This is a genomic window from Pseudomonas sp. CFBP 13711, from assembly GCF_014842265.1.
Lineage (GTDB): Bacteria > Pseudomonadota > Gammaproteobacteria > Pseudomonadales > Pseudomonadaceae > Aquipseudomonas.
In genome coordinates this window covers 203116-226083 of the sequence record NZ_JACYVI010000002.1, presented here as the reverse complement: position 1 = coordinate 226083, position 22968 = coordinate 203116, and the positions used below count along the sequence as shown (strand labels likewise).

The 22968-nt window shown below is 62.5% G+C and carries 22 protein-coding genes; 14 read left to right on the top strand and 8 right to left on the bottom strand.

Annotated elements, in window-relative coordinates:
- Nucleotides 1–107 precede the first annotated feature (107 nt).
- Nucleotides 108–938: an undecaprenyl-diphosphate phosphatase gene (locus tag IFT47_RS05995; RefSeq protein WP_192172066.1), complete on the top strand. Its 831-nt coding sequence runs from the start codon at nucleotides 108–110 to the stop codon at nucleotides 936–938.
- A 7-nt stretch (nucleotides 939–945) separates the two neighbouring features.
- Complete coding sequence (locus IFT47_RS05990; protein WP_192172065.1) at nucleotides 946–1389, top strand: DUF1294 domain-containing protein; 444 nt, start codon at nucleotides 946–948, stop codon at nucleotides 1387–1389.
- Nucleotides 1390–1416: 27 nt separating this feature from the next.
- On the opposite strand, the gene IFT47_RS05985 is transcribed toward IFT47_RS05990, so the two are convergent.
- From IFT47_RS05985 to IFT47_RS05975, 3 genes are read right to left on the bottom strand one after another with little or no spacing between them, the layout of a single operon-like run.
- Complete coding sequence (locus IFT47_RS05985) at nucleotides 1417–1761, bottom strand: MmcQ/YjbR family DNA-binding protein (protein WP_192172064.1); 345 nt, start codon at nucleotides 1759–1761, stop codon at nucleotides 1417–1419.
- 44 nt (nucleotides 1762–1805) lie between these two features.
- On the bottom strand, nucleotides 1806–2213 hold the full coding sequence (cueR, locus tag IFT47_RS05980) for a Cu(I)-responsive transcriptional regulator (RefSeq protein WP_192172063.1): 408 nt from the start codon (nucleotides 2211–2213) through the stop codon (nucleotides 1806–1808).
- On the bottom strand, nucleotides 2210–4462 hold the full coding sequence (locus IFT47_RS05975) for a heavy metal translocating P-type ATPase (RefSeq protein WP_192172062.1): 2253 nt from the start codon (nucleotides 4460–4462) through the stop codon (nucleotides 2210–2212). The genes cueR and IFT47_RS05975 overlap by 4 nt, the downstream gene beginning before the upstream one ends.
- A 175-nt stretch (nucleotides 4463–4637) precedes the next feature.
- Between IFT47_RS05975 and IFT47_RS05970 the strand changes: the two genes are divergently transcribed.
- From IFT47_RS05970 to IFT47_RS05960, 3 genes are all read left to right on the top strand, one after another.
- On the top strand, nucleotides 4638–5573 hold the full coding sequence (locus IFT47_RS05970) for a LysR substrate-binding domain-containing protein (protein ID WP_192172061.1): 936 nt from the start codon (nucleotides 4638–4640) through the stop codon (nucleotides 5571–5573).
- 618 nt (nucleotides 5574–6191) lie between these two features.
- Nucleotides 6192–6797, top strand: a complete 606-nt coding sequence (locus IFT47_RS05965; RefSeq protein ID WP_192172060.1) for an FMN-dependent NADH-azoreductase — start codon at nucleotides 6192–6194, stop codon at nucleotides 6795–6797.
- A 396-nt stretch (nucleotides 6798–7193) separates the two neighbouring features.
- Nucleotides 7194–8261 (top strand): alpha/beta hydrolase family protein, encoded by a 1068-nt coding sequence (locus tag IFT47_RS05960; RefSeq protein ID WP_192172059.1) that lies wholly within the window; start codon nucleotides 7194–7196, stop codon nucleotides 8259–8261.
- A gap of 33 nt (nucleotides 8262–8294) precedes the next feature.
- Here IFT47_RS05960 and IFT47_RS05955 read toward each other — a convergent pair whose 3' ends face one another.
- The 5 genes from IFT47_RS05955 to IFT47_RS05935 all read right to left on the bottom strand — a co-directional run bounded on the left by IFT47_RS05955 (nucleotide 8295) and on the right by IFT47_RS05935 (nucleotide 12877).
- Complete coding sequence (locus IFT47_RS05955; protein WP_192172058.1) at nucleotides 8295–9191, bottom strand: TIGR03915 family putative DNA repair protein; 897 nt, start codon at nucleotides 9189–9191, stop codon at nucleotides 8295–8297.
- Nucleotides 9188–10408 carry a putative DNA modification/repair radical SAM protein gene (locus IFT47_RS05950; RefSeq protein WP_192172057.1) on the bottom strand — a complete coding sequence of 407 codons (1221 nt, stop codon included), beginning with the start codon at nucleotides 10406–10408 and terminating at the stop codon, nucleotides 9188–9190. The genes IFT47_RS05955 and IFT47_RS05950 overlap by 4 nt, the downstream gene beginning before the upstream one ends.
- Nucleotides 10409–10490: 82 nt before the next feature.
- Nucleotides 10491–11135, bottom strand: coding sequence for an HAD family hydrolase (locus IFT47_RS05945; RefSeq protein ID WP_192172056.1), 645 nt, complete (start codon nucleotides 11133–11135; stop codon nucleotides 10491–10493).
- A gap of 231 nt (nucleotides 11136–11366) precedes the next feature.
- On the bottom strand, nucleotides 11367–12320 hold the full coding sequence (locus IFT47_RS05940) for a 2-hydroxyacid dehydrogenase (RefSeq protein ID WP_192172055.1): 954 nt from the start codon (nucleotides 12318–12320) through the stop codon (nucleotides 11367–11369).
- Between the two features lie 14 nt (nucleotides 12321–12334).
- Nucleotides 12335–12877, bottom strand: a complete 543-nt coding sequence (locus tag IFT47_RS05935; protein ID WP_192172054.1) for a cysteine hydrolase family protein — start codon at nucleotides 12875–12877, stop codon at nucleotides 12335–12337.
- Between the two features lie 182 nt (nucleotides 12878–13059).
- Between IFT47_RS05935 and IFT47_RS05930 the strand changes: the two genes are divergently transcribed.
- From IFT47_RS05930 to IFT47_RS05890, 9 genes are all read left to right on the top strand, one after another.
- On the top strand, nucleotides 13060–14181 hold the full coding sequence (locus IFT47_RS05930) for a DUF1615 domain-containing protein (protein WP_192172053.1): 1122 nt from the start codon (nucleotides 13060–13062) through the stop codon (nucleotides 14179–14181).
- A gap of 156 nt (nucleotides 14182–14337) precedes the next feature.
- Entirely contained in the window at nucleotides 14338–14817 is a 480-nt protein-coding gene (locus IFT47_RS05925) for a hypothetical protein (protein WP_192172290.1), read from the top strand.
- A 267-nt stretch (nucleotides 14818–15084) separates the two neighbouring features.
- Nucleotides 15085–15936 (top strand): STAS domain-containing protein, encoded by an 852-nt coding sequence (locus IFT47_RS05920; protein ID WP_192172052.1) that lies wholly within the window; start codon nucleotides 15085–15087, stop codon nucleotides 15934–15936.
- Nucleotides 15937–15940: 4 nt separating this feature from the next.
- Nucleotides 15941–16303: an STAS domain-containing protein gene (locus IFT47_RS05915; protein ID WP_192172051.1), complete on the top strand. Its 363-nt coding sequence runs from the start codon at nucleotides 15941–15943 to the stop codon at nucleotides 16301–16303.
- Nucleotides 16300–16704, top strand: coding sequence for an anti-sigma regulatory factor (locus IFT47_RS05910; RefSeq protein ID WP_192172050.1), 405 nt, complete (start codon nucleotides 16300–16302; stop codon nucleotides 16702–16704). The genes IFT47_RS05915 and IFT47_RS05910 overlap by 4 nt, the downstream gene beginning before the upstream one ends.
- Nucleotides 16701–17732, top strand: a complete 1032-nt coding sequence (locus IFT47_RS05905) for an ATP-binding protein (protein WP_342345365.1) — start codon at nucleotides 16701–16703, stop codon at nucleotides 17730–17732. Before IFT47_RS05910 ends, IFT47_RS05905 begins: the two co-directional genes overlap by 4 nt.
- Nucleotides 17725–18618 (top strand): sensor histidine kinase, encoded by an 894-nt coding sequence (locus tag IFT47_RS05900; RefSeq protein WP_192172048.1) that lies wholly within the window; start codon nucleotides 17725–17727, stop codon nucleotides 18616–18618. The genes IFT47_RS05905 and IFT47_RS05900 overlap by 8 nt, the downstream gene beginning before the upstream one ends.
- Nucleotides 18608–20548, top strand: coding sequence for a response regulator (locus IFT47_RS05895; RefSeq protein WP_192172047.1), 1941 nt, complete (start codon nucleotides 18608–18610; stop codon nucleotides 20546–20548). Before IFT47_RS05900 ends, IFT47_RS05895 begins: the two co-directional genes overlap by 11 nt.
- A gap of 157 nt (nucleotides 20549–20705) precedes the next feature.
- Nucleotides 20706–22964, top strand: coding sequence for an ATP-binding protein (locus IFT47_RS05890; RefSeq protein ID WP_192172046.1), 2259 nt, complete (start codon nucleotides 20706–20708; stop codon nucleotides 22962–22964).
- Nucleotides 22965–22968 lie beyond the last annotated feature (4 nt).

Genomic DNA, 22968 nt, shown 5'->3' with positions numbered 1-22968 from the left:
AGCCTGCGTTCATGCTTTTTTTACGCTCGACCGTTTATCGTTCGCGCAACAGTTTGTAATACAAATCAAGAGAGCCTTGCCATGAGCGGGCTCCAGCCGGGGGAATGATGGATCTTTGGACCGCCGCACAGGCACTGATACTTGGAGTTGTAGAAGGGCTTACGGAGTTTTTGCCGATTTCCAGTACGGGCCACCAGATCATCGTCGCGGATCTGATCGGTTTTGGCGGCGAGCGCGCGATGGCGTTCAATATCATTATTCAGTTGGGGGCGATCCTGGCGGTGATGTGGGAGTTTCGTCGCAAGATCCTCGACGTGGTCACCGGGCTGCCGACGCGGCCCGAAGCGCGGCGGTTCACCGCCAACCTCATCGTCGGCGTGCTGCCCGCCATGGTCCTCGGGGTGCTGTTTTCCGATCTGATCCACGAATACCTGTTCAACCCGATCACCGTCGCGGTGGCGTTGGTGCTGGGCGGTTTCATCATGCTCTGGGCCGAGCGCCGCGAGCATGTGATTCACGCCGAGACCGTGGATGAGATGACCTGGGTGGATGCGCTGAAGGTCGGCTTCGCGCAATGCCTGGCGATGATTCCGGGAACTTCGCGGTCGGGCTCGACCATCATCGGCGGGCTGCTGTTCGGCCTGTCACGCAAGACCGCCACCGAGTTTTCGTTCTTTCTGGCGATGCCGACCATGATCGCGGCTTCGGTGTACTCGGGGTACAAATACCGTCACCTGTTCCAGCCCGACGACCTGCCGGTGTTCGCCATCGGCTTCATCGCCGCGTTCATCTTCGCGATGATCGCCGTGCGCGGTTTGCTCAAGTTCATCGCGACCCACAGCTACGACGTGTTCGCCTGGTACCGCATCGCGTTTGGCTTGCTGATCCTGGCGACCTGGCAATTCGGCTGGGTCGACTGGTCCAGCGTGCAGGGCTGATCTTCCGATGACTCAACGCTTCGAACCGCAAAACCCGGGTCGCCCGGCCGCTGCTAAACCCGTCGCCGTGCGCTTTCTGAAACTCAAGCTGCTGACGCTGCTGTTGCTGTGCGGCTTGCCGGCCTACGGGGTCGTCACCTACTGGACAAGCGGCGGCAGTTGGCTACCGGCCGCGATCTACGCACTGATGAGCGTCGTCGCATTTGCTGTGTATGGCTACGACAAGAAGCAGGCCCGGCACAGCGGACAGCGCACGCCGGAAAAGCTGCTGCACGGGATCGAACTGCTCGGTGGCTGGCCCGGCGCGATGCTGGCTCAGCAAGTGTTTCGCCACAAGACCCGCAAGTTTTCCTACCAGTTGGTGTTCTGGCTGATTGTCCTGCTGCACGAGTTGTTCTGGATGGACCGTCTGCTGTTCGGCGGTCGCCTGATCTCGCGCCACCTGTTCTGAGCCGCTTTTTAGCAGACGCGGCGACGGTTATAGCTTCAACGCCACCTGCCTGCGCTTCGACAGTTTGCCGACCACCAATTGATGGGAGCGGGTCAGCAAGTCCTTCAGCTCGTCTTCGCCCATGGCGAACGGGTAGGCGAGGGTGACCCAGTGGGCACGGGCCAGGTACGGCGCAGGGCGTATGCCCGGACGGTCGACGTAGCCGAGGAACAGCTCAGCGCCGACCTTGAACGACAGATCGTTGCCGGCCAGGCCCATCACCGCAAACATTTTGGTGTCCGCGATGGAGAACACCCTGACGCCGCCCCATTTGTAATCCTCCCGCGCGCCCGGAAGATTCAGGCAGAACGCGGCGACGTCTTCAATCTGCATGGGAGTGTTCCTGAATGCGGGTGAGGGGTGACCGGCAGCCTGCGTTAACCATTTGAACGACCGCCATTCGACGCCAGGTCCGCCAGAATCGGGCAGTCCGGCCGGCGGTCGCCCTGGCAGTGGCTGACCAGGTTCTGCAGGGTGTCACGCAGGCCGGCCAGTTCCTCGATCTTCTGGTTGAGTTCGAGGATGTGCTTGTGGGCCAGCGCCTTGACGTCGGCGCTGGCGCGGCCGCGGTCCTGCCAGAGGGTCAGCAGTTTGCCGACTTCTTCCAGGGAAAACCCCAGGTCTCGCGAGCGTTTGATGAACGCCAGGGTGTGCAGCTCGTCCGGGCCGTACAGGCGATAGCCGCTGTCGGTGCGGGTGGCGGCCGGAAGCAGGCCGATGGATTCGTAATAGCGAATCATCTTGGCGCTGAGGCCGCTGCGTTTGGCGGCTTGTCCGATGTTCATGAGGCGTCTCCCGTGTCGTTGGGCGTGTCTTTGGGGTCGTCTTTGGATTCGTTGTTGGGTGTCCAGGTTTTCAACAGCAGGGCGTTGCTCACCACGCTGACGCTGGACAAGGCCATGGCCGCGCCTGCCAGCACCGGATTGAGCAGGCCGAACGCCGCCAGCGGAATGCCGATCAGGTTGTAGACGAAGGCCCAGAACAGGTTCTGGCGGATCTTCGCGTAGGTCTTGCGGCTGATGTCGAGGGCGGCGGGGATCAGCCGCGGGTCGCCACGCATCAACGTGATGCCGGCGGCGTGCATGGCCACGTCCGTGCCGCCACCCATGGCGATGCCGATGTCGGCCGCGGCCAGGGCAGGGGCGTCGTTGATGCCGTCACCGACCATCGCCACCACGCCGGTTTTCTTCAGCGTCACGACAGTTGCAGCTTTGTCGGCGGGCAACACTTCGGCATGCACGTCGCGGATGCCCAGCGCCTCGGCCACCACCCTGGCGCTGCCGGGATTGTCACCCGTCAGCAAGTGGCTGCTGATGTGCCGGGCGTTCAGTTGGGCGATGGCCTCAACGGCGCCGGCCTTGAGGGTGTCGCCGAAGGCAAACAGGCCGAGCACCCGACGCTGTGGGCTCAGTTCGATCAGCCACGACAGCGTGCGGCCTTCGGCTTCCCATGCCTGAGCGCGCTCGTTCAGAACGTCCCCGGCCAAGCCGCCTTCGTCCAGCAAGCCGCTTTCCTGCAGCAAGCGGTGATTACCCAGCGCCAACTCGCGGCCTCGAAGGGTGCCGGCGATACCGCGTCCGGCCAGCGCGCGGCTATTGCCGACGTTATCCAGGCTCAGCCCGCGTTCGGCGGTCACCTCCAGCACGGCTTTGGCCAAGGGGTGTTCGCTGCCACGCTGCAGCGCACCGGCCAGTTGCAGCAAAGTGTTTTCATCACCGTCGAGGGCAGCCATGTGGGCAATGCGCGGCCTGCCGGAAGTCAGCGTGCCGGTCTTGTCGAAGACCACCGTGGTGACTTCATGGGCACGTTCCAGGGCTTCGGCGTCCTTGATCAAAATGCCGTGGCGTGCGGCCACGCCGGTGCCGGCCATGATCGCAGTCGGCGTCGCCAGCCCGAGGGCACAGGGGCAGGCGATGACCAGCACGGTGACGGCGTTGATCAGCGCAGCTTCCAGTGACGCGCCAGCCATCAGCCACCCTGCCAGCGTCGCGACGGCAATCAACAGGACCACGGGCACGAACACCTGACTGACCTTGTCGACCAGTTTCTGGATCGGCGCCTTGGCAGACTGGGCGTCTTCCACCAAGCGGATGATGCGGGCCAGCACGGTTTCCGCGCCCAGCGCCCGGGTGCTGATCAGCAGCCGGCCCTCGCCATTGATTGCACCGCCGGTGACCCTGTCGCCGGGCTGTTTCGGCACCGGCAGGCTCTCGCCGCTGATCAGGGCTTCGTCGGCGTGGCTCTGGCCTTCGAGCACCTCGCCATCCACCGGAAAGCGCTCGCCAGGTTTCACCACCACCGTATCGCCGACGCTCAATTCGCTGATGGCGACGTCCGCTTCCTGCCCGTTAACCAGTCGGATCGCGCGCTCTGGGCGCATGGCTTCCAGGGCCCGGATCGCGCTGGCGGTCTGGCGCTTGGCGCTGCTCTCCAGGTATTTGCCGAGCAGGACCAGGGCGATGACCACCGCCGAGGCCTCGAAATACAGGTGCGGCATCGTGCCGGGGCCAGCGCTTAGCCATTGGTAAACGCTCAAACCGTAACCGGCGCTGGTGCCCAACGCGACGAGCAGGTCCATGTTGCCGGCGCCGGCGCGCACGGCTTTCCAGGCGGCAACGTAAAAGCGCGCGCCGAGGAGGAACTGCACGGGGGTGGCCAGAGCAAACTGCAACCATGCCGGCAGCATCCCGTGGACGCCGAACGGCTGCAGCAGCATTGGCAAGACCAGCGGCAGTGCGAGCACGATGGCCACGATCAACTGCCAGCGCTCGGTGCCGTGGCGTTTGCGCTGGTCGGCTTGCTGGGTGGCTGGGTCCTGTTCGAGGCTGGCGCCGTAACCGGCCTTGTCGACGGCGGCCACCAGCACAGCCGGATCGATCTGCCCGCTGACCTCGACGTGGGCGCGTTCGTTGGCGAGGTTGACCGTGGCAACTTGAACGCCGGGCACTTTGCGCAGTGCGCGCTCGACCCGGCCGGCGCAACTGGCGCAGGTCATGCCGGTAATGGGCAGATCAAATGTGTGGGCACTGGGCATCGCGGGCACTCCGGCAAGTCGATTGCCAGTAAGGATCAACCTTGCCCTTCTGGCAAGGTCAAGAGGTGCACAGCGTTGAATGTGTTGACTGGATCGTTTGCACGCTCCCACGCAGGACAGCCCATTGGCAACCTGCGACAATCCCAGCCCCTTTCGGCCAGGCGAGCGGCAAACCGTGTACGACTTCAACGATTTGTACTACTTCGTGCAGGTGGTCGAGAACAAGGGGTTCGCGGCCGCCGCGCGCAAGATCGAGGTGCCGAAGACCAAGCTCAGCCGGCGCATCGCTCAGTTGGAGGATCGGCTGGGGGTGCGGCTGATCCAGCGCACCACGCGCAAATTCACGGTGACCGAGGTGGGGCTGGATTATTACCGGCACTGTGTGGCGATGCTGGTGGAGGCCGATGCCGCCGAGAAGGTGGTCGAGCAGTCGAGGTCCGAGCCCCAGGGCATCGTGCGCATCAGTTGCCCGCCGGCGCTGGGTTCGATGGGGGTGAGTGACACGATCGCGAAGTTTCTGGTGCTGCACCCGAAAGTGCAGATTCAGGTGGAGAGCACGAACCGTCGGGTGGATGTGTTGGGGGAGGGGTATGACATCGCGCTGAGGGTGCGTTTTCCGCCGCTGGACGATGAGAATCTGGTGATGAAGGTGTTGGGCGAGAGCCATCAGCGGTTGGTGGTTCGTCCCTCGTTGCTGGAGGGCAGGATGATTCGAATGCCGCAGGAGTTGGTGGGGCTGCCGAGTATGGATCTGGCGCCGGCGAACCGTGAGCACCGTTGGGCGTTGATCGGGCCGGGGGGTGAGCGGATCGAGATTGCTCATCAGCCGCGCTTTGTGACGTCGGATCTGGATGCGTTGCACCGGGCGGCGGTGGAGGGTGTGGGGGTGGTGCAGATGCCGGAGATTATGGTTCGGCATTCGTTGCATGAGGGGCGGCTGGTTGAGGTGCTGCCGGGGTTTCGTCCGCCGAGTGGGTTGATTCATGCGGTGTTTCCTTCTCGGCGGGGGTTGTTGCCGTCGGTGAGGGGGTTGGTGGATTTGCTGGCGGAGGATTTTGGGGCGAATGAGAAGGCGGATCGGGAGGCGTGTGAGTTGGCGGGGCATCTGTAGGCTTTTTCAAGATCAAGATCAAGATCAAGGTCTTTAAGATCAAGAGCGTCTGCCTGGGGGCAGACTGTTTCGCCTTCGGCGACTTACTTTTGAAAAGCACCAAAAGTAAGCAAAAGTGCCTGCTCTCGGTTGGGCCCTTCGTTCCTCAGGGTTCCTTCACTCCGGTCTCGCTCCGTGGGCCCGCCGCCATCCGCCATCCATGGCGGGGGGCGGCTCTCGCCGCATCCATGCGGCTCGGCCCACTGCGCGAGACCTGCGTTCAGCCTGCACCCAAGTCGCGATTGGCGGTGTCTGGACCTTCTATGTACGAAGATCAAAAGCAGATCAGGGGCAGATTAAAAGCTTCCCGGCTGAAGCCGGTCCTACAGTCGGAGCTGGTGCCACTGACTCAACGCGCTGCTGTTAGTGGGACCGGCTTTAGCCGGGAAGGGGCCGGTGTGAACGCTATCCATGTCGGGATTTTCCGCAGATGCCTCGAACCAACATCGGTGCGCATTTTGATTGTCCTGTGAGCGGGACGATCTATCGCGTTTGCACCCTCTAATCACGCATTACCTCACAGGGTAGGATGACGCCACTTGATCGCCAGGCGGCGATTCTTACCTTGGGAAGCACTTTATGAAACTCTTGCACATCGATTCCAGCATCCTCGGCGATCACTCCGCTTCGCGTCAGTTGAGCCGCAGTGTCGTTCAGTCTTTTACCGCTATCACCCCTGATACTCAGGTGGTTTACCGCGATCTGGCGAATGAGCCACTCAATCATTTCTCCGGCGCCACGCTGGCCGCTGCCGGTACGCCGGTGGAAGGGCGTGACGCGGCGCAGAGGCTGGAAGTGGAAACCAACGAAGCGACGCTGGAAGAGTTTCTGTCGTCGGACGTGGTGGTCATCGGTGCGCCGATGTACAACTTCAGCATCCCGAGCCAGTTGAAGGCGTGGATTGACCGCATCTGTGTGGCCGGTTGCACTTTCCGCTACACCGAAGCCGGTCCGGAAGGGCTGTGCAAGGGTAAGAAAGTGATCGTCGTGTCGACCACGGGCGGTCTGCATCAGGGGCTGCCGAGCGGTGCAGGCCATGACGACTTGCTCAAGGTGGTGTTCGGTTTCATTGGCGTCACCGACCTGCACTTTGTCGTCGCTGAAGGCCTGGCTTATGGCGACGAGCCGCGTGCCGCTGCCATGGCTGCCGCGCAGAAGACCATCAGCGAAACGCTGTTCGCGTAAGCCCGACCCGTCGAGCGTTCCCGCGAGGGGCTCGAAGCGATTAAAAAAGTTACACTCGAAAGCCCTGTCATCACCGGCCTGCACGCCGTCTGTTGACGGGGCTTTCGTCGTTTTGCGGCCGCACGTTCAGCCCGGCGACAGCCTTTATGACTTCTTTGCGCGTAACCTCTTCGAAGCACCGTAGAATGCCGGCCATCCGGTCGGTTCTGCGTCAAACGGCGGCCGACGTCTTCAATTCATCGAGCTTGGCCCGCCTTGTGCACCATTGATCCTCAAACGTTTCGGAATGTTATCGAACCCCACGGGTCAGATAGCGACAGACGCCGTTTTCGCGGGGCTTTGGCCCTTGAGCGTCTGAATGGCCAGGCATGGGTTGATAAGGTGAGGGGCATTGCAATGATGCGTCTTTGTGCAGTGATGATGATCAGCCTGCTGGGCAGCCTGATTTCGGTGCAGGCCAGTGAGCTGCAGAGCTGGAGCGTGGGCTTTCACGAGCTGACGTTTCTCGATCCGCTGGATTCCCGGCCCATGCACGCCTACGCCTTTTACCCCTCCACCGACGATGAGCACGTCACCCGCGTTCAGGGTTATCCGATTGAGGCGTCGGAAGACGCGACCATTGCGATGGGCCGTTTCCCGTTACTGATGCTGTCCCACGGCAACACCGGCACGCCGCTGGCGCAACATGATCTGGCGACATCCTTGGCGCGCAAGGGGTTTGTCGTCGTGGCGGTGTTCCATCCGGGCGACAACTACATGGACCACAGCCGTCTGGGCAGCCTGAGTAATCTCTACGGCCGCCCGCTGCAAATATCCGAAGCCATCAGTGCCGCATTGATCGACCCGATGCTGTCGCCGTACATCAGCGCGCGCCGGGTCGGGGTGATCGGTTATTCGGCGGGTGGCGAAACGGCGTTGATTCTCGCCGGTGCCCAGCCTGATCTGCAGCGTCTGCGCCATTACTGCACCGAGCGCCCCCAGGACCGGGATGCCTGCAAGACCCAGGGCGAACTGGTGGCAGACCGTGATGACCTGCACGCCCAGGCCGATCCCCGGGTAGGCGCGTTGATGTTGATGGCGCCGCTGGGATTGATGTTCGGTCGGCAGACCCTGGCGGATGTGCACGTGCCGGTGTTGCTTTACAGCGGCGACGGCGACGAACTGCTCGCCATCGACAAGAACGCCGAAGCGCTGGCGCGCAAGCTGCCCGATGTCTCGGATTTCAAACTGTTCGCCGGGGCAGGGCACTTTGTGTTCATGGCGCCCTGTGATGACGAGCAACGCGCCACCCAGCCCGGGCTGTGCACCGACGCCATTGGCGTCAACCGCGAAAGCATTCACCGCGACCTGAGCACGGAAGCCGTGCGCTTTTTCGGCACCGCCCTGGGCTCGCCGACCAGCACCGCCGGGATGCAGACCGCGGCCCATCGCGAGTTCGAACCCGCCAACACCCTGGATCAGTAAGGCTCATCGAGAACCTGAGCCCACCCGCGCTGCCTACTGGGCGTCCGCCGCGGGTGAGGGCGTGGGCTTGCCACGAATCACTTTGCCGCGTCGCTCGGCAATCTCCCGCGCCTGACCATCACGCTGCCCGCCGGTGCGTGCCTCGCTGATCAACGCCGGAATCAGCGGCCCTTCCGGCAGATTTTTCCAGAACCGCGCCGGAAGATGGCCCTGCATGACTTTCGGATTGAGCCGCGCCGGATTGAAGATGTGGCTGTAGTAGGTCAACCAGAGATTGCCATGGGGATCGTCGGCATTGCGCGCCAGCGACTGCCACGCCTCCGGGCACACCGGCTGATGAATCAGCTGTTTGCCGTCATAGAACACGCCGTCCTTGGGCGTCGCGATCATCCAGCGATGACGACCCATGCGCCCGATGAAATGCTCACTGGCGGTGCGCAGAATGTCATGGGCGGGCTCGTGCCACGCGACGTATTCCGGCAGGCAGGTCATCTCCAGCAACGCCGCCTTCGCCGCGACGTCTTCGGCGTTGTCGATCACCGGCAGCGCCACGAAGCGCAAGAATGCATGGAGATGATGGGCTTCACGGCTGACCTGTTTCAGGCGCCGGTGCAGTTCGCTGCCGAGTTTGTCACCGGCCAACATGGCCGTGCGATCACCGTGGCTCACGCGCCATAGCACTTCATAGAGCAGCGTCCAGCGCTGATCGCCGCAGAATTGCGCCGCGTTTTGCAGCAGTTCCAGCAATTCCAGGGGAATGCGCGCGCGGAACGGACCAGGTTCGTCGGGGTAATCGGTGTCGCTGGCGAATAGGTCGGCGTCCTGCTGCACGCTCCAGCTCACTTGATCGGGGTTGATCTGGTGGCTCATCAGCCAGCGCGCCTGTTGCCGCCAGGTGTCGAATGAGTTGGCGCAATCGAGAATGATCATCCCCACAGCGCCATTTGTTGCGGCTGCGGTTTGTCCCGCAGTTGCTCGCGCAGATCAATGCTTGAGCTCTCGGCTTGGCGCGGATGGTAGTCGCTGGTGATGATGAACGGCTTGGCCTTGGCCAGCACGCAGCGCAGGCGGGTCAGGTCTTCATAGCGAATGCGACGTTGGCGGCGCAACTCGACCAGACGCTTTGTGGTGCGGATGCCAATGCCGGGGATCCGCGCGATCATCGCCGGCTCCGCGCGGTTGAGGTCCAGCGGGAAGATGTCGCGGTGCTCCAGCGCCCAGGCCAGTTTCGGGTCGATGTCCAGGGCCAGATGCCCCGGGCCTTGCAGCAGTTCGTTGGCGCTGTAGCCATAGCTGCGCAGCAGGAAGTCGGCCTGATACAGCCGGTGCTCGCGCATCAACGGCGGCGCGGCGTGGGGAACGCTTTTCGGGCTGTTGGGAATCGGGCTGAACGCCGAGTAGTAGACGCGCTTGAGGCGGAAATCGCCGTACAGCGACTCAGCGGTGTGCAGGATGGTGCTGTCATCGGTTTCGTCGGCACCGACAATCATCTGCGTGCTTTGGCCGGCCGGCGTGAATTTCGGCGCCCGCGGCTCGTTGAGAATGGTTTGCTGGCCAGTGTAGATCGTCTGCATGGCCTGCTTGATCGAGCCCATTTCCTTTTCCGGCGCGAGGGTCTGCAGGCCCAGCTGGGTCGGCAGCTCGATGTTGACGCTGAGGCGGTCGGCGTAGCGGCCGGCTTCTTCGATCAGCGCGGGATCGGCTTCGGGGATCGTCTTCAGGTGGATGTAGCCACGGAACTCGTGGTCTTCACGCAGCAGTTTGGCCACGCGAATCAGCTGTTCCATGGTGTAGTCCGCCGAGCGGATAATCCCGGAGCTGAGAAACAACCCGCTGACGCAGTTGCGGCGGTAGAAGTCCATGGTCAGCGTGACCACTTCTTCGGGGCTGAAGCGTGCGCGGGGCACGTCGCTGGACCGGCGATTGACGCAGTACTGGCAATCGTACAGACAGAAGTTGGTGAGGAGGATTTTCAGCAGCGAGACACAGCGCCCGTCAGGGGTGTAACTGTGGCAGATGCCCATGCCGGTGCTCGAGCCGAGGCCGGATTTGCCCTCGGAACTGCGCTTGGGTGCGGCACTGCTGGCGCAGGAAGCGTCGTACTTGGCCGCGTCGGCGAGGATGCTCAGCTTGTCGATCAGCTGCATGGATTTTCTCGATACTGTTTTTATGTACAGTATCGAGTTGTCCGGGGATGAACAAGGGCCGATCGGATGGATGGCCGGTCGATCAACTGATGCGCTGTACCAATTCCTTCAATTCACCAAAATCTTTAACGCGATGGAAGTTGGCATTCCCCATGAAGGCCGAAAAATCCGTATCGCCATAGCCCGCCACTTGCGCACCGGCACCCAGTCCGGCCTCGACGCCCGGAATGCTGTCTTCCACCAGCAGACACTGAGTCGGCGGCAGGCCCAGCAATTCTGCAGCGTGTTCGATCAGTATCGGGGACGGTTTCCACGATTGCACTTCATAGGCACTGACGATCAGGCCATGGAACACGTCCAGCAGGCCAACGGTGCTCAGACAGGTTTCGATCTTGCTGCGCGGGCCGTTGGAGGCGACACATTTAGGCAGCGACAGGTTGCGCACGAACTCGACCGCGCCGGGCATTTCTTCCAGCCGTTCCCGCAGCAGCGGCAGGGTGCGCGAGCGGAATTCGGTTTCGATGTCGTCGCTCGGCAGCCACGGATAGTCGCGGCACAGGCCTTCCAGGCACAGCGCAAACTGCACGCCACGAAAGCGTTGCAGCACTTCGTCAACGGTCAGCAACACCTGGTGTTTGTTAAGGATGTCGCGCAGCAGGCCGGCGGCGAGCCGTTCGCTGTCAACCAGTGTTCCGTCGCAGTCAAAAATGACGCCGGCAATATTCAAACAGGGTTCTCCTTGTTTCTCGATCAGGTTGCTTGATCGGAATGCATGTGCAGATGTCTGGAATCCGGGTAGGGGCTGTTCGACCGGCATTATCCCGAAAAGTTGGCATTGATGTCCGGGCACTGACTTACGGTACGGCCCGTTCAGTCCACCCTACGGCAGCGCAGGCCTTTAAACATTGGTGCGAGCAGGCCGACGGCTTGATCGTCAGGCCTGCACATGAAGCGCCGGTTACAGCTCGACCGGCGTGACCAGCGTCCCTTTCTCGAAATGACCACTGACGTTGGCGAACACCAGATCGGCCATGGCCTGGCGCGTTTCGTAGGTCCCCGAGCCGATGTGCGGAGTGAGCACCACGTTGTCCAGCTTCAACAGCTCGGCTGGCACGTTGGGTTCGTCTTCGAACACGTCGAGGCCCGCGCCGGCGATTTCCGAGGCCAGCAGCGAAGCCACCAGGGCCTTCTCGTCGACAACGCTGCCGCGAGCGACGTTGATCAGAAACGACTTGGGTCCGAGCGCCCTGAGCACTTCGGCGTCGATCAGGTGCTGGGTGTCCGGGCCACCGGGGACGATGACAATCAGGTAGTCCGAGTCCTGAGCCAGGTGCTGAAGGTTGTCGTAGTGCTGGTAGGACACATCGTCATAGGCCCGACCACGGCGGAAGTAGGCGATGTTCATCTCGAACGCAGCAGCACGTTTGGCGATGGTCTTGCCGATCTTGCCCAGACCGACGATGCCGCAGGTCTTGCCGCACAGGTCGTTGCCCAGGGGAAATTTGCCGTTGGGCCACTGGCCGGCCCGCACGAAGCGCTCCGCTTCGCTGATGCGCCGGGATACGCCGAGCATCAGCGCCATGGCGGTTTCGGCGACGGCGTTGTTGAGCACGTCGGGGGTGTTGCTCAGTTTGATGCCACGGCGCGCCAGGTACTGAGTGTCGACCGCGTCATAGCCGACGCCGAAGCTGTTGACCACCTCCAGATTCGGCAGGCGATCGAGAATGGCGTTGTCGGTGCCGAACACGCCGCTGGTGACGACGCCGCGCACCTTGGTCCCGTGCTGACTGGCCCAGGTGTCGATGTCGTTGATGTCGGCGAGTTTGTGCACGCGGTAATCGCGCTCGAGGTTTTGCATCAGCGAGGCGTGCATCGGGCCCCAGACCAGAATGTCGGCTTTCTTGTCACTCATTGTGTTCTCCTTTGTCAGGCCAGATAGGTGTCGGTGCTCAGCACCTCGGCATAGGCAAAGCCCAACGCTGACATGAATGCGGCGTGAACCTGGGCGGCAGGCACTACGCTGCCTTCGAATTCCAGGTCGCGGCTGGCGCAGGCGTCGTGGATGACTTTGACGGTGTAACCGAGGTCCGCCGCCGCACGGGTGGTGGCCTCGATGCACATGTGGCTCATGGAACCGATGATGACCAGGTTCTCGATGCCTTTGTCTTTGAGCAGCGCTTGCAGCCCGGTTTCACGAAACGAGTTGGGGAAGTGCTTGAGCACCACCGTTTCGCTTTCAAGGTTCAGGACTTTGGGGTGCAGCTTTGCGCCATCGGAGCCAGGGGTGAAGAAGGGGGCGGCGGCGCCTGATTCATGGCGGATGAACACGACCAGATCCCCGGCGTCCCGAGCGGCCTGAATCACCTTGGCGGCGTTGTCGGCGGCTGCATCGGCGCCTGCGAGGGGCCATTTGCCGCCGGGAAAGTAGTCGTTCTGGATATCGACTACGATGAGCGCTGTGGTGGACATTCGGGCTTCCTTGTTGAATGGGTAGGGTGGGTCAGAGTAATGCCTGCCCGAGCGTAGGGCCACTCCCGCTTCACAGGTTGAACGCGATGCTTTTTGTAGGGCCGTATCCAGCCCTGTTTGAATCAGCAGCGCTCCCCGCTGTCCATAGCCCGCCACCCCGTTTGAGTAACCAGCGAGAAGTCATGCCCGTGAATGGAATCAGCCGCCACCTCCATGCCCTAGCCAGCCTGATCCTGCTGGCGGTCCTCGCCGGTTGCAGCGCGCAACGCAGCCAGGAACCCGCGCCGGAACCCTCGGTGGTGCGCAGTGAAATCGTGCGATTGTTGCCTGCCACTGTCGCCGACCGCCAGGGCTGGGCCCAGGACATTCAGCGGGCATTCGAGGCGCAGCAGATCAACCCCAGCGTTGAAAACCTCTGTTCCGTGCTGGCCGTGACCGAGCAGGAATCCAACTTCCAGGTCGACCCGGCCGTCCCCGGCATGGGCAAGATCGCCCAGGATGAAATTGACCGTCGCGCCAGCAAGGCGCACATCCCTAACCTGCTAGTGCGCAGCGCACTGGACATCCGCTCCTCGACCGGCAAGACCTTCAACGAACGCCTCAGCGCCGCCCGCACGGAAAAAGACCTGAGCGCAATCTTCGATGACTTCATCGGCATGGTGCCGCTGGGTCGTACCCTGTTCGGCAATTTCAACCCCGTGCACACCGCCGGGCCCATGCAGGTCAGCATCGAATTTGCCGAGCGCCAGGCCCGGGATTATCCGTATCCGGTGGAGGGTTCTATTCGCCATGAAGTGTTCAGCCGTCGCGGCGGCATGTACTTCGGCATCGCCCACCTGCTGGGTTATCCGGTCAGCTATGACAGGCCGCTGTACCGCTTCGCCGACTTCAACGCCGGCTGGTACGCCAGCCGTAATGCGGCGTTCCAGAGCGCTCTGGCGCGGGTGTCCGGCAAACGTCTGGCGCTGGATGGCGACCTGATCAGCTACGGTTTCGGCCCGGCGCTGGGGCAGACCGAACTGGCGGTTCGCAGCCTCTACCCGCAGCTGGACATGCGCAACACGACCATCCGCAGCCAGTTGGAGAAGGGCGAAACCCTGGCCTTCGAGGACACCGAGCTGTACGCGAAGATTTTCGCCATGGCCGACAAGGCCGCCGGCAAGCCGCTGCCTAGGGCGATTTTGCCGGGCATCGTGCTGGAAAGTCCGAAGATCACCCGCAAGCTGACCACGGCCTGGTTCGCCCAGCGGGTGGAAGAGCGGCGGGTTCGCTGCATGGCGCGGGCGTCCGGGTCATTGAAGTGAGGGCGTGATTGTCAAAAGCTTCCCGGCTAAAGCCGGTCCCACATTCAATTTGCAGGAGGCACCCTTGTGAGCCGTGACATCGAAACACCGATCATCATCACCAGCAGCAACCCGGTGGCCGAAGAGCAGGCCGCGGATGCTCAAGTCGCTGACGCCATGCTGTTCGGATCGCCGAAAGACCGGCTGGACTTCTACCGCAAGGAAATCCAGTACGAGACGGCCATCCTCTCCAACCGCACCAACGCCTATTTGTCCGCGCAATCGTTTCTGGTGATCGCCTTCGCCTCGTCGATGGCTAATCTCAATCCCGAGTGGGGCAAGATGTTCACGCTGGTGGTGCCGCCATTCCTGACACTGCTCGGGCTGATCAGCTCCATGCACGCCTGGCCCGGCATCCGCGCCGCTTACGAAATCATCGATCACTGGCATTTCAAGCAGGCTCAATTGCTCAGCAGCCAGCCGGCCATGGGGCTCGCCTACGACGACTCGCCCCTGTTCAGCGAGCACGAATCCAGCGAGAAGGGCTATCGTAAATCGCTGATGTTCTCCATGCGCACGCCGTGGCTGTTCACCGTGTTCTGGTTTTTGCTGGGGGCCTTTTCCATCTATGTTCAAGTGGTCGACAGCGTGTTTTAAGGCCGTGACGATCGCGCCGATAAAGAAACAGCGAAAACGGGCTGATGTTACCTTGACACCAAGTCATGGCAGGCGTATTTCGTCTGCCCGGTTCACGCCCGTTGCAGCGCCTGCAAACCCGTTAGCCAGACAGCCTGTTGGTCCGCGCCTTGCAACAACTTGCCGCTCAACGTTCCGTGCTGTTTTTTTGACCATTCCGCATATTTCACAGGCCCGCTCAAGTCGACCAACTCTAACTCTCGACGTGCACTCACTGGAGCCACCCTCATGGCAGCATTGCAACAAATCACCGTTGACGCGCTCAAGCGCTCGGAATCCCAGCTTGCCGTTCAGTGGCACGCCGACCTGGAAGCCAGCGGCGCGACCCGCAATCTCAAAACCGAAGAGATCCGCCAGCAAGTTACCGACTTCCTGCGCCTGCTGACGTCGACCCTTGAGAAGGGTGGCTCGGTCAATATCACCACCACCGAGTGGGATGACGTTCGCCACTTCCTGGAAAAACTCTCCAGCCAGCGTGCGTTGGCCGGTCAGGATTCCCAGCAGACCGCCAGCTTCATCTTCGCCCTCAAAGGCCCGTTGTTCACACAACTGCAGCGCGACTTCGCCGACCAGCCCGCGCTGGTTGCCGAGCAAGTGATGCAGATATCCGAACTGCTCGACGGCCTCGGCCTTCACACCATTCGCACCTATCAGAAGTCCCGCGAGGCGGTGATCAAGCGTCAGCAGGAAGAGCTGCTCGAGCTGTCCACCCCCGTGGTGAAACTGTGGGACGGCGTTCTGGCGTTGCCGATGATCGGCACGCTGGATTCGCAACGCACCCAAGTGGTCATGGAATCCCTGTTGCAGCGCATCGTCGACACCGGCGCGGAAATCGCGATCATCGACATCACCGGCGTTCCGACCGTCGACACCCTGGTGGCCCAGCACTTGCTCAAGACCGTCACGGCGATTCGCCTGATGGGCGCCGATTGCATCATCAGCGGTGTGCGTCCGCAGATTGCCCAGACCATCGTGCACCTGGGCCTGGATCTGCAAGGCGTCGTCACCAAAGCCAACCTCGCCGACGCGCTGGCACTGGCCCTGCGCCGTCTCGGCGTCACCATTACCAAGGCGGTATGAGCCCATGGAGCGCATCCCGATTCTGCAGATGGGCGACTTTCTGCTCGTCACTATCCAGGTGGACATGCATGACCAACTGGCGATGACGCTGCAGGACGACCTGTCCGAACGCATCAGCCGTACCTCGGCCCGTGGCGTGCTCATCGACATCTCCGCACTGGACATGGTCGATTCGTTCATTGGCCGGATGATCGGCATGATTTCCGGCCTGTCGCGGATCATGGACGCCGAAACCGTGCTGGTGGGCATGCAGCCTGCTGTCGCCATCACCCTGGTCGAACTGGGCATGACCCTGCCGGGCGTCAGCACTGCGCTGAACGTCGAGCGCGGCATGAAACTGCTGCGCGAGAGAGCCTATTCCCAATGAGCGTGCGCAGCAGCGGCACTCAACCCATTCGCATCGAGCAGGATGTCGTGCTGGCCCGCCAGACCACTCGCAAGCTGGCTCAGGAATGCGGCATGCGCCTGATCGACCTGACCAAACTGGTGACAGCGGTCAGCGAGCTGGCGCGCAACACCATGGTCTATGGCGGCGGCGGTGACATGGACTGGCAGATCATCGAGGACGGCGTGCGCGTTGGCCTGAGCCTGACCTTTCGCGACGAAGGTCCGGGGATTCCCGACCTGAAGCTGGCGATGACCGACGGCTGGACCTCCGGCGGCGGTCTGGGCCTTGGCCTGACCGGTGCCAAGCGGCTGGTGGACGACTTCGAGCTGGACACCGCGCCCGGCGCAGGCACCCGTGTGACGATCTGCAAATGGACGTGAGCGTGCACAGCCACTTGACTCAGGTGTTGCCCATCGAGGACATCAGTCAGGTCGGCCACGCCCGACGCACCGCGCAAAAGCTCGCCGAACAGGCCGGCTTCGACGAGGCCGACTGCGGCCGCGTTGCGCTGGTCACCACGGAGCTGGCGAGCAACATTCTCAAGCACGCGCAGAGCGGCGAATTGCACGTGCGTGTGCTGCCCGGCGATGTTTCCGGCGACGCAGCTTCTGCGGTGCCGGGCGTCGAGATCATTGCCATCGACCGGGGCAAGGGGTTCGACGTGCAGAACTGCATGGCCGACGGCTTTTCCAGCCGTGGCACCCAGGGCATCGGCCTGGGGTCGATTCTGCGTCAGGCGCAAGTGTTCGACGTGCACAGCGACGCTCGCGGCAGCGCGCTGCTGGCGCGTTTCTTTCCGCGCAAAAGCGTGGTGAAGGACCTGCGCCTTGGCATCACGCAGCAGTCGCTGCACGATGACCCGGCCTGTGGCGATGTGTGGGAAGTTGCGGTCAAGGGCCAACAGGTGGCGATCATGATGATCGACGGCCTGGGCCATGGCCCTGAGGCCGAAGAGGCCGGGATGGCCGGTGCCCGGGCGTTCATACGCAACCCGTTCGCCGATCCTAGTGTGCTGCTGGAAGACCTGCACTTCGACATGCGCGGCAGCCGGGGCGGCGCGGCTGCCCTGGCGCTGTTTGACGGCGCGTCAGGCAAGCTGCGCTTCATCGGCATCGGCAATATCGGCGCGACGCTGATCGGCGACGACAAAACCCGGGGCATACCCTCGCACCCGGGCATTGTAGGCCTGCAATACCGGAAGATTCCGCCGATTGACTACGCCGACTGCACCGGTCAGTTGCTGATCATGTTCAGCGACGGCCTGCAATCGCGTTGGAATCTTCGCGACTATCCGGGTCTGATGTACCGACACCCGGCGATCATTGCAGCGGTGTTACACCGCGATTATTGCCGGGGCAGGGACGATGTAACGGTATTGGTGATGGCTCTGGAGACGCTCGATGACTGACAACACTGCCCGCGAGACGCTCGAGGGCTCCCCCGCACTGGCGACCGAACTCGAGCTCCAGCGCGTGCGAGCCGAAGCGGCAGCCCTTCGCGCCGAGCTCGACGAGACGAACCAGGGCGTACTTGCCCTGTACGGCGAGCTCGACATGCAGGCCGAGCAGCTGCGCCAGGCTTCTGACCTGAAGAGCCGTTTTCTGGCCTACATGAGCCATGAGTTCCGCACGCCGCTGGGTTCGATCCTGAGCATCGCCAGCCTGCTGTCCGACGAATTGGACGGCACGTTGAGCCCGGAACAGCACAAGCAGGTCGCCTTTGTCAGCAACGCCGCGCGGGAATTGAGCGACATGGTCGATGACCTGCTCGACCTGGCGAAGATCGAAGCGGGCCGCATTTCCATCTCGCCGGCGTGGTTTGACATGTTCGATCTGTTTTCGGCGCTGCGCGGGATGTTCCGGCCTATCGTCGACACCTCGGCCGTGGACCTCATTTTCGAAGAGCCCGCGGGTCTGCCGAGGCTCTACACCGATGATCAGAAGCTCGGGCAGATCCTGCGCAACTTCATTTCCAACTCCCTGAAATTCACCCAGCGCGGCGAAGTACGGGTGTCGGCGCGGCTGGAGTCCGAGGACTCGATTCGCTTTGCGGTGACCGACACCGGCATCGGTATTCCTCAGGAGCTCCACGGCGCGCTGTTCGAAGATTTCATTCAGGTCGACTCGCCGCTGCAAAAACGCCTGCGCGGGACGGGGCTGGGTTTGTCCCTGTGCAAACGCTTCGCCGAATTGCTCGGTGGCCACGTGGGCGTGGAGAGCGAGCCCGGTGTCGGCTCGACGTTTTATGTGGTGATCCCGTTGGCACTGGCCCAGGAGCCTGCGGATGAAGCCTGAAACCCGGCTGCTGATCGTTGATGACAACACCGCGACCCGCTACGCCCTGCGTCGACGCATGGAGCGCCAGGGCTTTGTGGTATCGGAAGCCGGCACCGGCACCGAAGGCCTTGCGCTGATCGCCGAGCGGATCCCCGACGCGCTGATTCTCGACGTCAACCTGCCGGACATGAGCGGCTTCGACATCGTTCGGCAGTTGCGCGCTGCGCCCCGCACGGCGCTGTTGCCGGTGGTTCACGTCTCTGCGGCCTCGATCCAGACCGGCGACATCGTGACCGGCCTTGAAGCCGGCGCGGACGCGTATCTGGTGCACCCGGTCGACCCCGACGTGCTGCTCGCCACCCTGCGCACACTGCTGCGGGTGCGTGACACCGAATACGCGTTGCGCGACAGCGAAGAGCGCTTTCGCGAAATTTTCGCCAACGTCTCGGCGCCGATTGCGGTGATGGACGGCCATCTGAAAGTCCACGAAGCCAACCATGCCTTTGCCCAGTTGCTGGGGCAGGCCGCTGGCGACAACTCGGTGCTGCGCAGCTTCAGCGAAGACCAGGGCTCGGCGCTGGACGGGCTGCGTGAAGCGCTGGAAGCGGGCGAGCGCTGGATGGGCACGCTGAGCATGCGGGTCAAGGGCGAGCTGCGCGAAACCGAATGGCAGGTGTCGCCGTATCGGGTCAGCGGCATGAGCCTGGTCTTCATCGAAGACGTCACCGAGCACCGCCGCCGCGAACAGTCGCATCTGCAGCAGCTGGACTCGGTCAACAGCCGGCTCGCCCACGAAGTTGCCGAGCGCGCCCGGACCGAAGAGCAGTTGCTGCAGGCGCAGAAAATGGACGCCATCGGCAAGCTCACCGGCGGCATCGCCCACGACTTCAACAACCTCTTGACGGGCATCGTCACCGGGCTTGAGCTGATCAAGAAGCGCACCGAAGACGGTCGCACCGAAAAAGTCATGACCTACGCCGATGCCGCATTGGCGTCGGCGAAAAGCGCGTCGGCATTGACCCATCGTCTGCTGGCCTTTGCTCGCCAGCAGCCCCTCGACACCCGCGCTGCGGACGTCAATCAGTACGTGCGCTCCCTTGAAGACCTGCTGGGCCGCACCATCGGCAAAGGTATCTGCCTGACCCTTGAGCTGACGTCGCGCAGCGCTGTGGCGATGGTCGACGCCGGCCAGCTCGAAAGCGCCGTGCTCAATCTGGTGATCAACGCCCGTGACGCGTTGCCCGCGGGCGGAAACATCTGGATCAGTACCTTCGAGACCTATTCCCAGGGTCATTCCCGCATGGCGGACGGCGCGTACATTGCCCTGACCGTGCGCGATGACGGCGTCGGCATCGAGCACCATCTGATCGATAAAGTGTTCGACCCGTTCTTCACCACCAAGCCCATCGGCCAGGGCACCGGCCTGGGCCTGTCGACGATCTATGGTTTCGCCCGCCAGTCGGGTGGCGACGTGCAGATTCGCAGCGTTGTCGGCCACGGCACCGAGGTTACGCTGCTGCTGCCGGCGGCGGACGAGCAGCGCGTCGAGCCGCAGCAGCCTGCCGCCGTCGTCGCGCAGGGGGCAGGGGAGCACGTACTGATCGTTGAAGACACGGCCTCGGTGCGCATGTTCGTCAATGAAATCCTCACCGATGCCGGTTATCGCTGCACCCCGGTTGCCGATGTCGGCAAGGCGCTGTCCTGCCTTGAGCACGACAGTACCATCGACCTGTTGCTCACCGACGTCGGGATGCCCGAAATGAATGGCCGTGAGGTGGCCCAGCGCGGCCGAAGCTGGCGTCCCGACCTGCCGGTGCTGTTCATGACCGGCTACGCCGAGAACGCGCTCAATCGTCAGGACTTTTTGGGCGAACGGATGGACATGATTCTCAAACCCTTCCAGTTGGTGGAATTTCTGTCGAAAGTGAGGGCCATGGTCGACAGCTGAATGCGAATGAATGGTTTTTTTCTCGTGAATCAGTCAGTTCGGAGTATTTGAGCCGGTCGGTTTTTGTTACCGTGTGTGGCATCCCCATCCGTGCCGCCTTTCCGGCACATATTACCGACGCCGTTTGCCCAAACGTTGACGGTGAAGGAGCGAGACCTTGACCCTTAGCGACGACGACGGCCTTCAGGGCGCGATTGAGCATTGCGCGCGTGAACCGATCCAAATCCCCGGCAGCATTCAGCCCCAGGGCTTTCTGCTGGTCATCGACGAAGCGGCTTCGACCATCATTCAAGTCAGTGCCAATGTCAGCGACTGGCTCGGGCTGGAGCCCCAGTCGTTGATCGGCGCCACCCTCACCCGCGTGTTCGCCGAGCCCGAGCGGCTGCTCCAACGGCTGCAAGCGCTGCCTGAAGAAGAACAGAACCCGTTCCACATCGGTGAAGTGTGGTTCCTTTCGGGTTCCAGCACGGCTCAGCCGATGACCATGATGGTTCATCGTCACGATCATGTCCTGATCGCCGAGTTCGAGCCGGCCGGTGACATGACCGGCGCCTACGGCAATGTTTACCCGCTGATGCGCGGGTTCATCAGCCAGATGACCGTAGACGAAAGCATCGAAGCGCTGTGTCAGCGATCGGTCTCCGAGGTCAAGCGCATCACCGGCTTCGGTCGGGTCAAGGCCTACCACTTCGATGTCGATGGAAACGGCCTGGTCAATGCCGAAGCGGCAGATGACGACTATGAAAGCCTGCTCGGCCTTAGCTTCCCGGCGTCTGACGTGCCTGCCCAGGCCCGGGCGCTGTATCTGGCCAACCGTATTCGCGTCATTGAAAACGCCAACTACCAGCCATCGCCGCTGTTACCCGCCAACAATCCCCTGACCGGCGCACCGCTGGACTTGACGTTCGCCACGTTGCGCAGCGTGTCGCCGGTGCATCTGCAGTACATGCGCAACATGCAGACGATGGCCTCGATGTCGATCTCCATCGTGGTGCGCGGGCGGTTGTGGGGCCTGATTTCCTGCCACCACGCGACGCCGCGCCGGGTCAGCTTCCAGACCCGGACCGCCTGTGAACTGCTGGGCAGCGTCTTGTCCCTGCAGATCGAGAGCAAGGAAGCCCATGCCGCCAACCAGCGCATGCTCAGCCTGCGCCGACAAATCGTGCAGATGCTCGCGGCCATGGCCGACCTCGACAGCGTGACCGGCGGCCTGCGCGCGATGCCCGAGGTGTTGCTGGGTTTCGTCGGTGCCAGCGGCGCGGCGGTGATTTCCGGCGCCAGCGTCGATGTCTACGGCGAAACCCCCGAGCGCGAGCAGATCGTCAAGCTTGCCGAGTGGCTGAGCGGCCGTGATCCCCACGAGGTCTTCCGCTCCGACAACATCAGCCGCGACATTCCCGAGCTGCCCGTGCTGGCCACCTCGGTCAGCGGCGTGCTGGCGACGGCGATCTCCGAGCTGCATTCCAACTTCATCATCTGGTTCCGGCCCGAGCAGGCTCGCGTGGTCAACTGGGCAGGCAAACCGGAAAAAAGTGTCAGCCCGAGTGGCTCGCTGAACCCGCGTCACAGCTTCGCCCTGTGGCAGCAGACCGTGCGCGGGTTCTCCCGACCGTGGGACGACATGGATTGCGAAGCGGTGATCGAGCTGCGAGCGGCCGTGCTCGGCATCGTCCTGCGCAAGGCTGAAGAAATGGCCGCACTGGCCGATGAATTGAAGAAATCCAACAAAGAGCTCGAAGCGTTTTCCTACAGCGTCTCCCACGACTTGCGCGCGCCGTTGCGCCACATTGCCGGGTACGCCGAGCTGTTGAATGACATCGAAGGCAGCAAGCTGTCTGACCGAGGCGTACGCTTCCTGGAAAACATCAGTGATTCGGCACGATTCGCCGGTACGCTGGTCGACAACCTGCTGAGCTTCTCGCAGATGGGCCGCTCCGCGATGCGTTTCTCCGACGTGGACCTGAATGCCATGGTCGAGTCGATTCGCCGGGAAATGCTGCCTGATTACGAAGGCCGCGCGCTGGAGTGGAAGGTCACCGGTCCACTGCCCGTGGTCATTGCCGATGCGGCGTTCCTGCATTTGGCGATGCGCAACCTGTTGTCCAACGCGATCAAGTACACCCGCAACCAGGACCCGGCAGTGATCGAGGTGGGGAGTTACGAGGAAGACGGCAAGGTCGTGGTGTTCATCCGCGATAACGGCGTCGGCTTCGACATGGCCTACGCCAGCAAGCTGTTCGGTGTGTTCCAGCGCCTGCACCGCATGGAGGAATTCGAAGGCACCGGCATTGGCCTGGCAAGTGTCCGACGGATCATCGAACGCCATGACGGCACTGTGTGGGCGCACAGCCAGTTGGGCCATGGCGCCACTTTTTATTTTGCGCTGCCCAAGCGCGGTTTGACCGTAACTCTTTGAGTGT

Coding starts and splice junctions, on each gene's coding strand:
- IFT47_RS05925 (WP_192172290.1), top strand. CDS start 14,338: ATGCTGTTCGGATCGCCGAAAGACCGGCTGGACTTCTACCGCAAGGAA.
- IFT47_RS05895 (WP_192172047.1), top strand. CDS start 18,608: ATGAAGCCTGAAACCCGGCTGCTGATCGTTGATGACAACACCGCGACC.
- IFT47_RS05930 (WP_192172053.1), top strand. CDS start 13,060: ATGCCCGTGAATGGAATCAGCCGCCACCTCCATGCCCTAGCCAGCCTG.
- IFT47_RS05935 (WP_192172054.1), bottom strand. CDS start 12,877: ATGTCCACCACAGCGCTCATCGTAGTCGATATCCAGAACGACTACTTT.
- IFT47_RS05915 (WP_192172051.1), top strand. CDS start 15,941: ATGGAGCGCATCCCGATTCTGCAGATGGGCGACTTTCTGCTCGTCACT.
- IFT47_RS05965 (WP_192172060.1), top strand. CDS start 6,192: ATGAAACTCTTGCACATCGATTCCAGCATCCTCGGCGATCACTCCGCT.
- IFT47_RS05995 (WP_192172066.1), top strand. CDS start 108: ATGGATCTTTGGACCGCCGCACAGGCACTGATACTTGGAGTTGTAGAA.
- cueR (WP_192172063.1), bottom strand. CDS start 2,213: ATGAACATCGGACAAGCCGCCAAACGCAGCGGCCTCAGCGCCAAGATG.
- IFT47_RS05940 (WP_192172055.1), bottom strand. CDS start 12,320: ATGAGTGACAAGAAAGCCGACATTCTGGTCTGGGGCCCGATGCACGCC.
- IFT47_RS05990 (WP_192172065.1), top strand. CDS start 946: ATGACTCAACGCTTCGAACCGCAAAACCCGGGTCGCCCGGCCGCTGCT.
- IFT47_RS05900 (WP_192172048.1), top strand. CDS start 17,725: ATGACTGACAACACTGCCCGCGAGACGCTCGAGGGCTCCCCCGCACTG.
- IFT47_RS05955 (WP_192172058.1), bottom strand. CDS start 9,191: ATGATCATTCTCGATTGCGCCAACTCATTCGACACCTGGCGGCAACAG.
- IFT47_RS05920 (WP_192172052.1), top strand. CDS start 15,085: ATGGCAGCATTGCAACAAATCACCGTTGACGCGCTCAAGCGCTCGGAA.
- IFT47_RS05950 (WP_192172057.1), bottom strand. CDS start 10,408: ATGCAGCTGATCGACAAGCTGAGCATCCTCGCCGACGCGGCCAAGTAC.
- IFT47_RS05960 (WP_192172059.1), top strand. CDS start 7,194: ATGATGCGTCTTTGTGCAGTGATGATGATCAGCCTGCTGGGCAGCCTG.
- IFT47_RS05975 (WP_192172062.1), bottom strand. CDS start 4,462: ATGCCCAGTGCCCACACATTTGATCTGCCCATTACCGGCATGACCTGC.
- IFT47_RS05985 (WP_192172064.1), bottom strand. CDS start 1,761: ATGCAGATTGAAGACGTCGCCGCGTTCTGCCTGAATCTTCCGGGCGCG.
- IFT47_RS05910 (WP_192172050.1), top strand. CDS start 16,300: ATGAGCGTGCGCAGCAGCGGCACTCAACCCATTCGCATCGAGCAGGAT.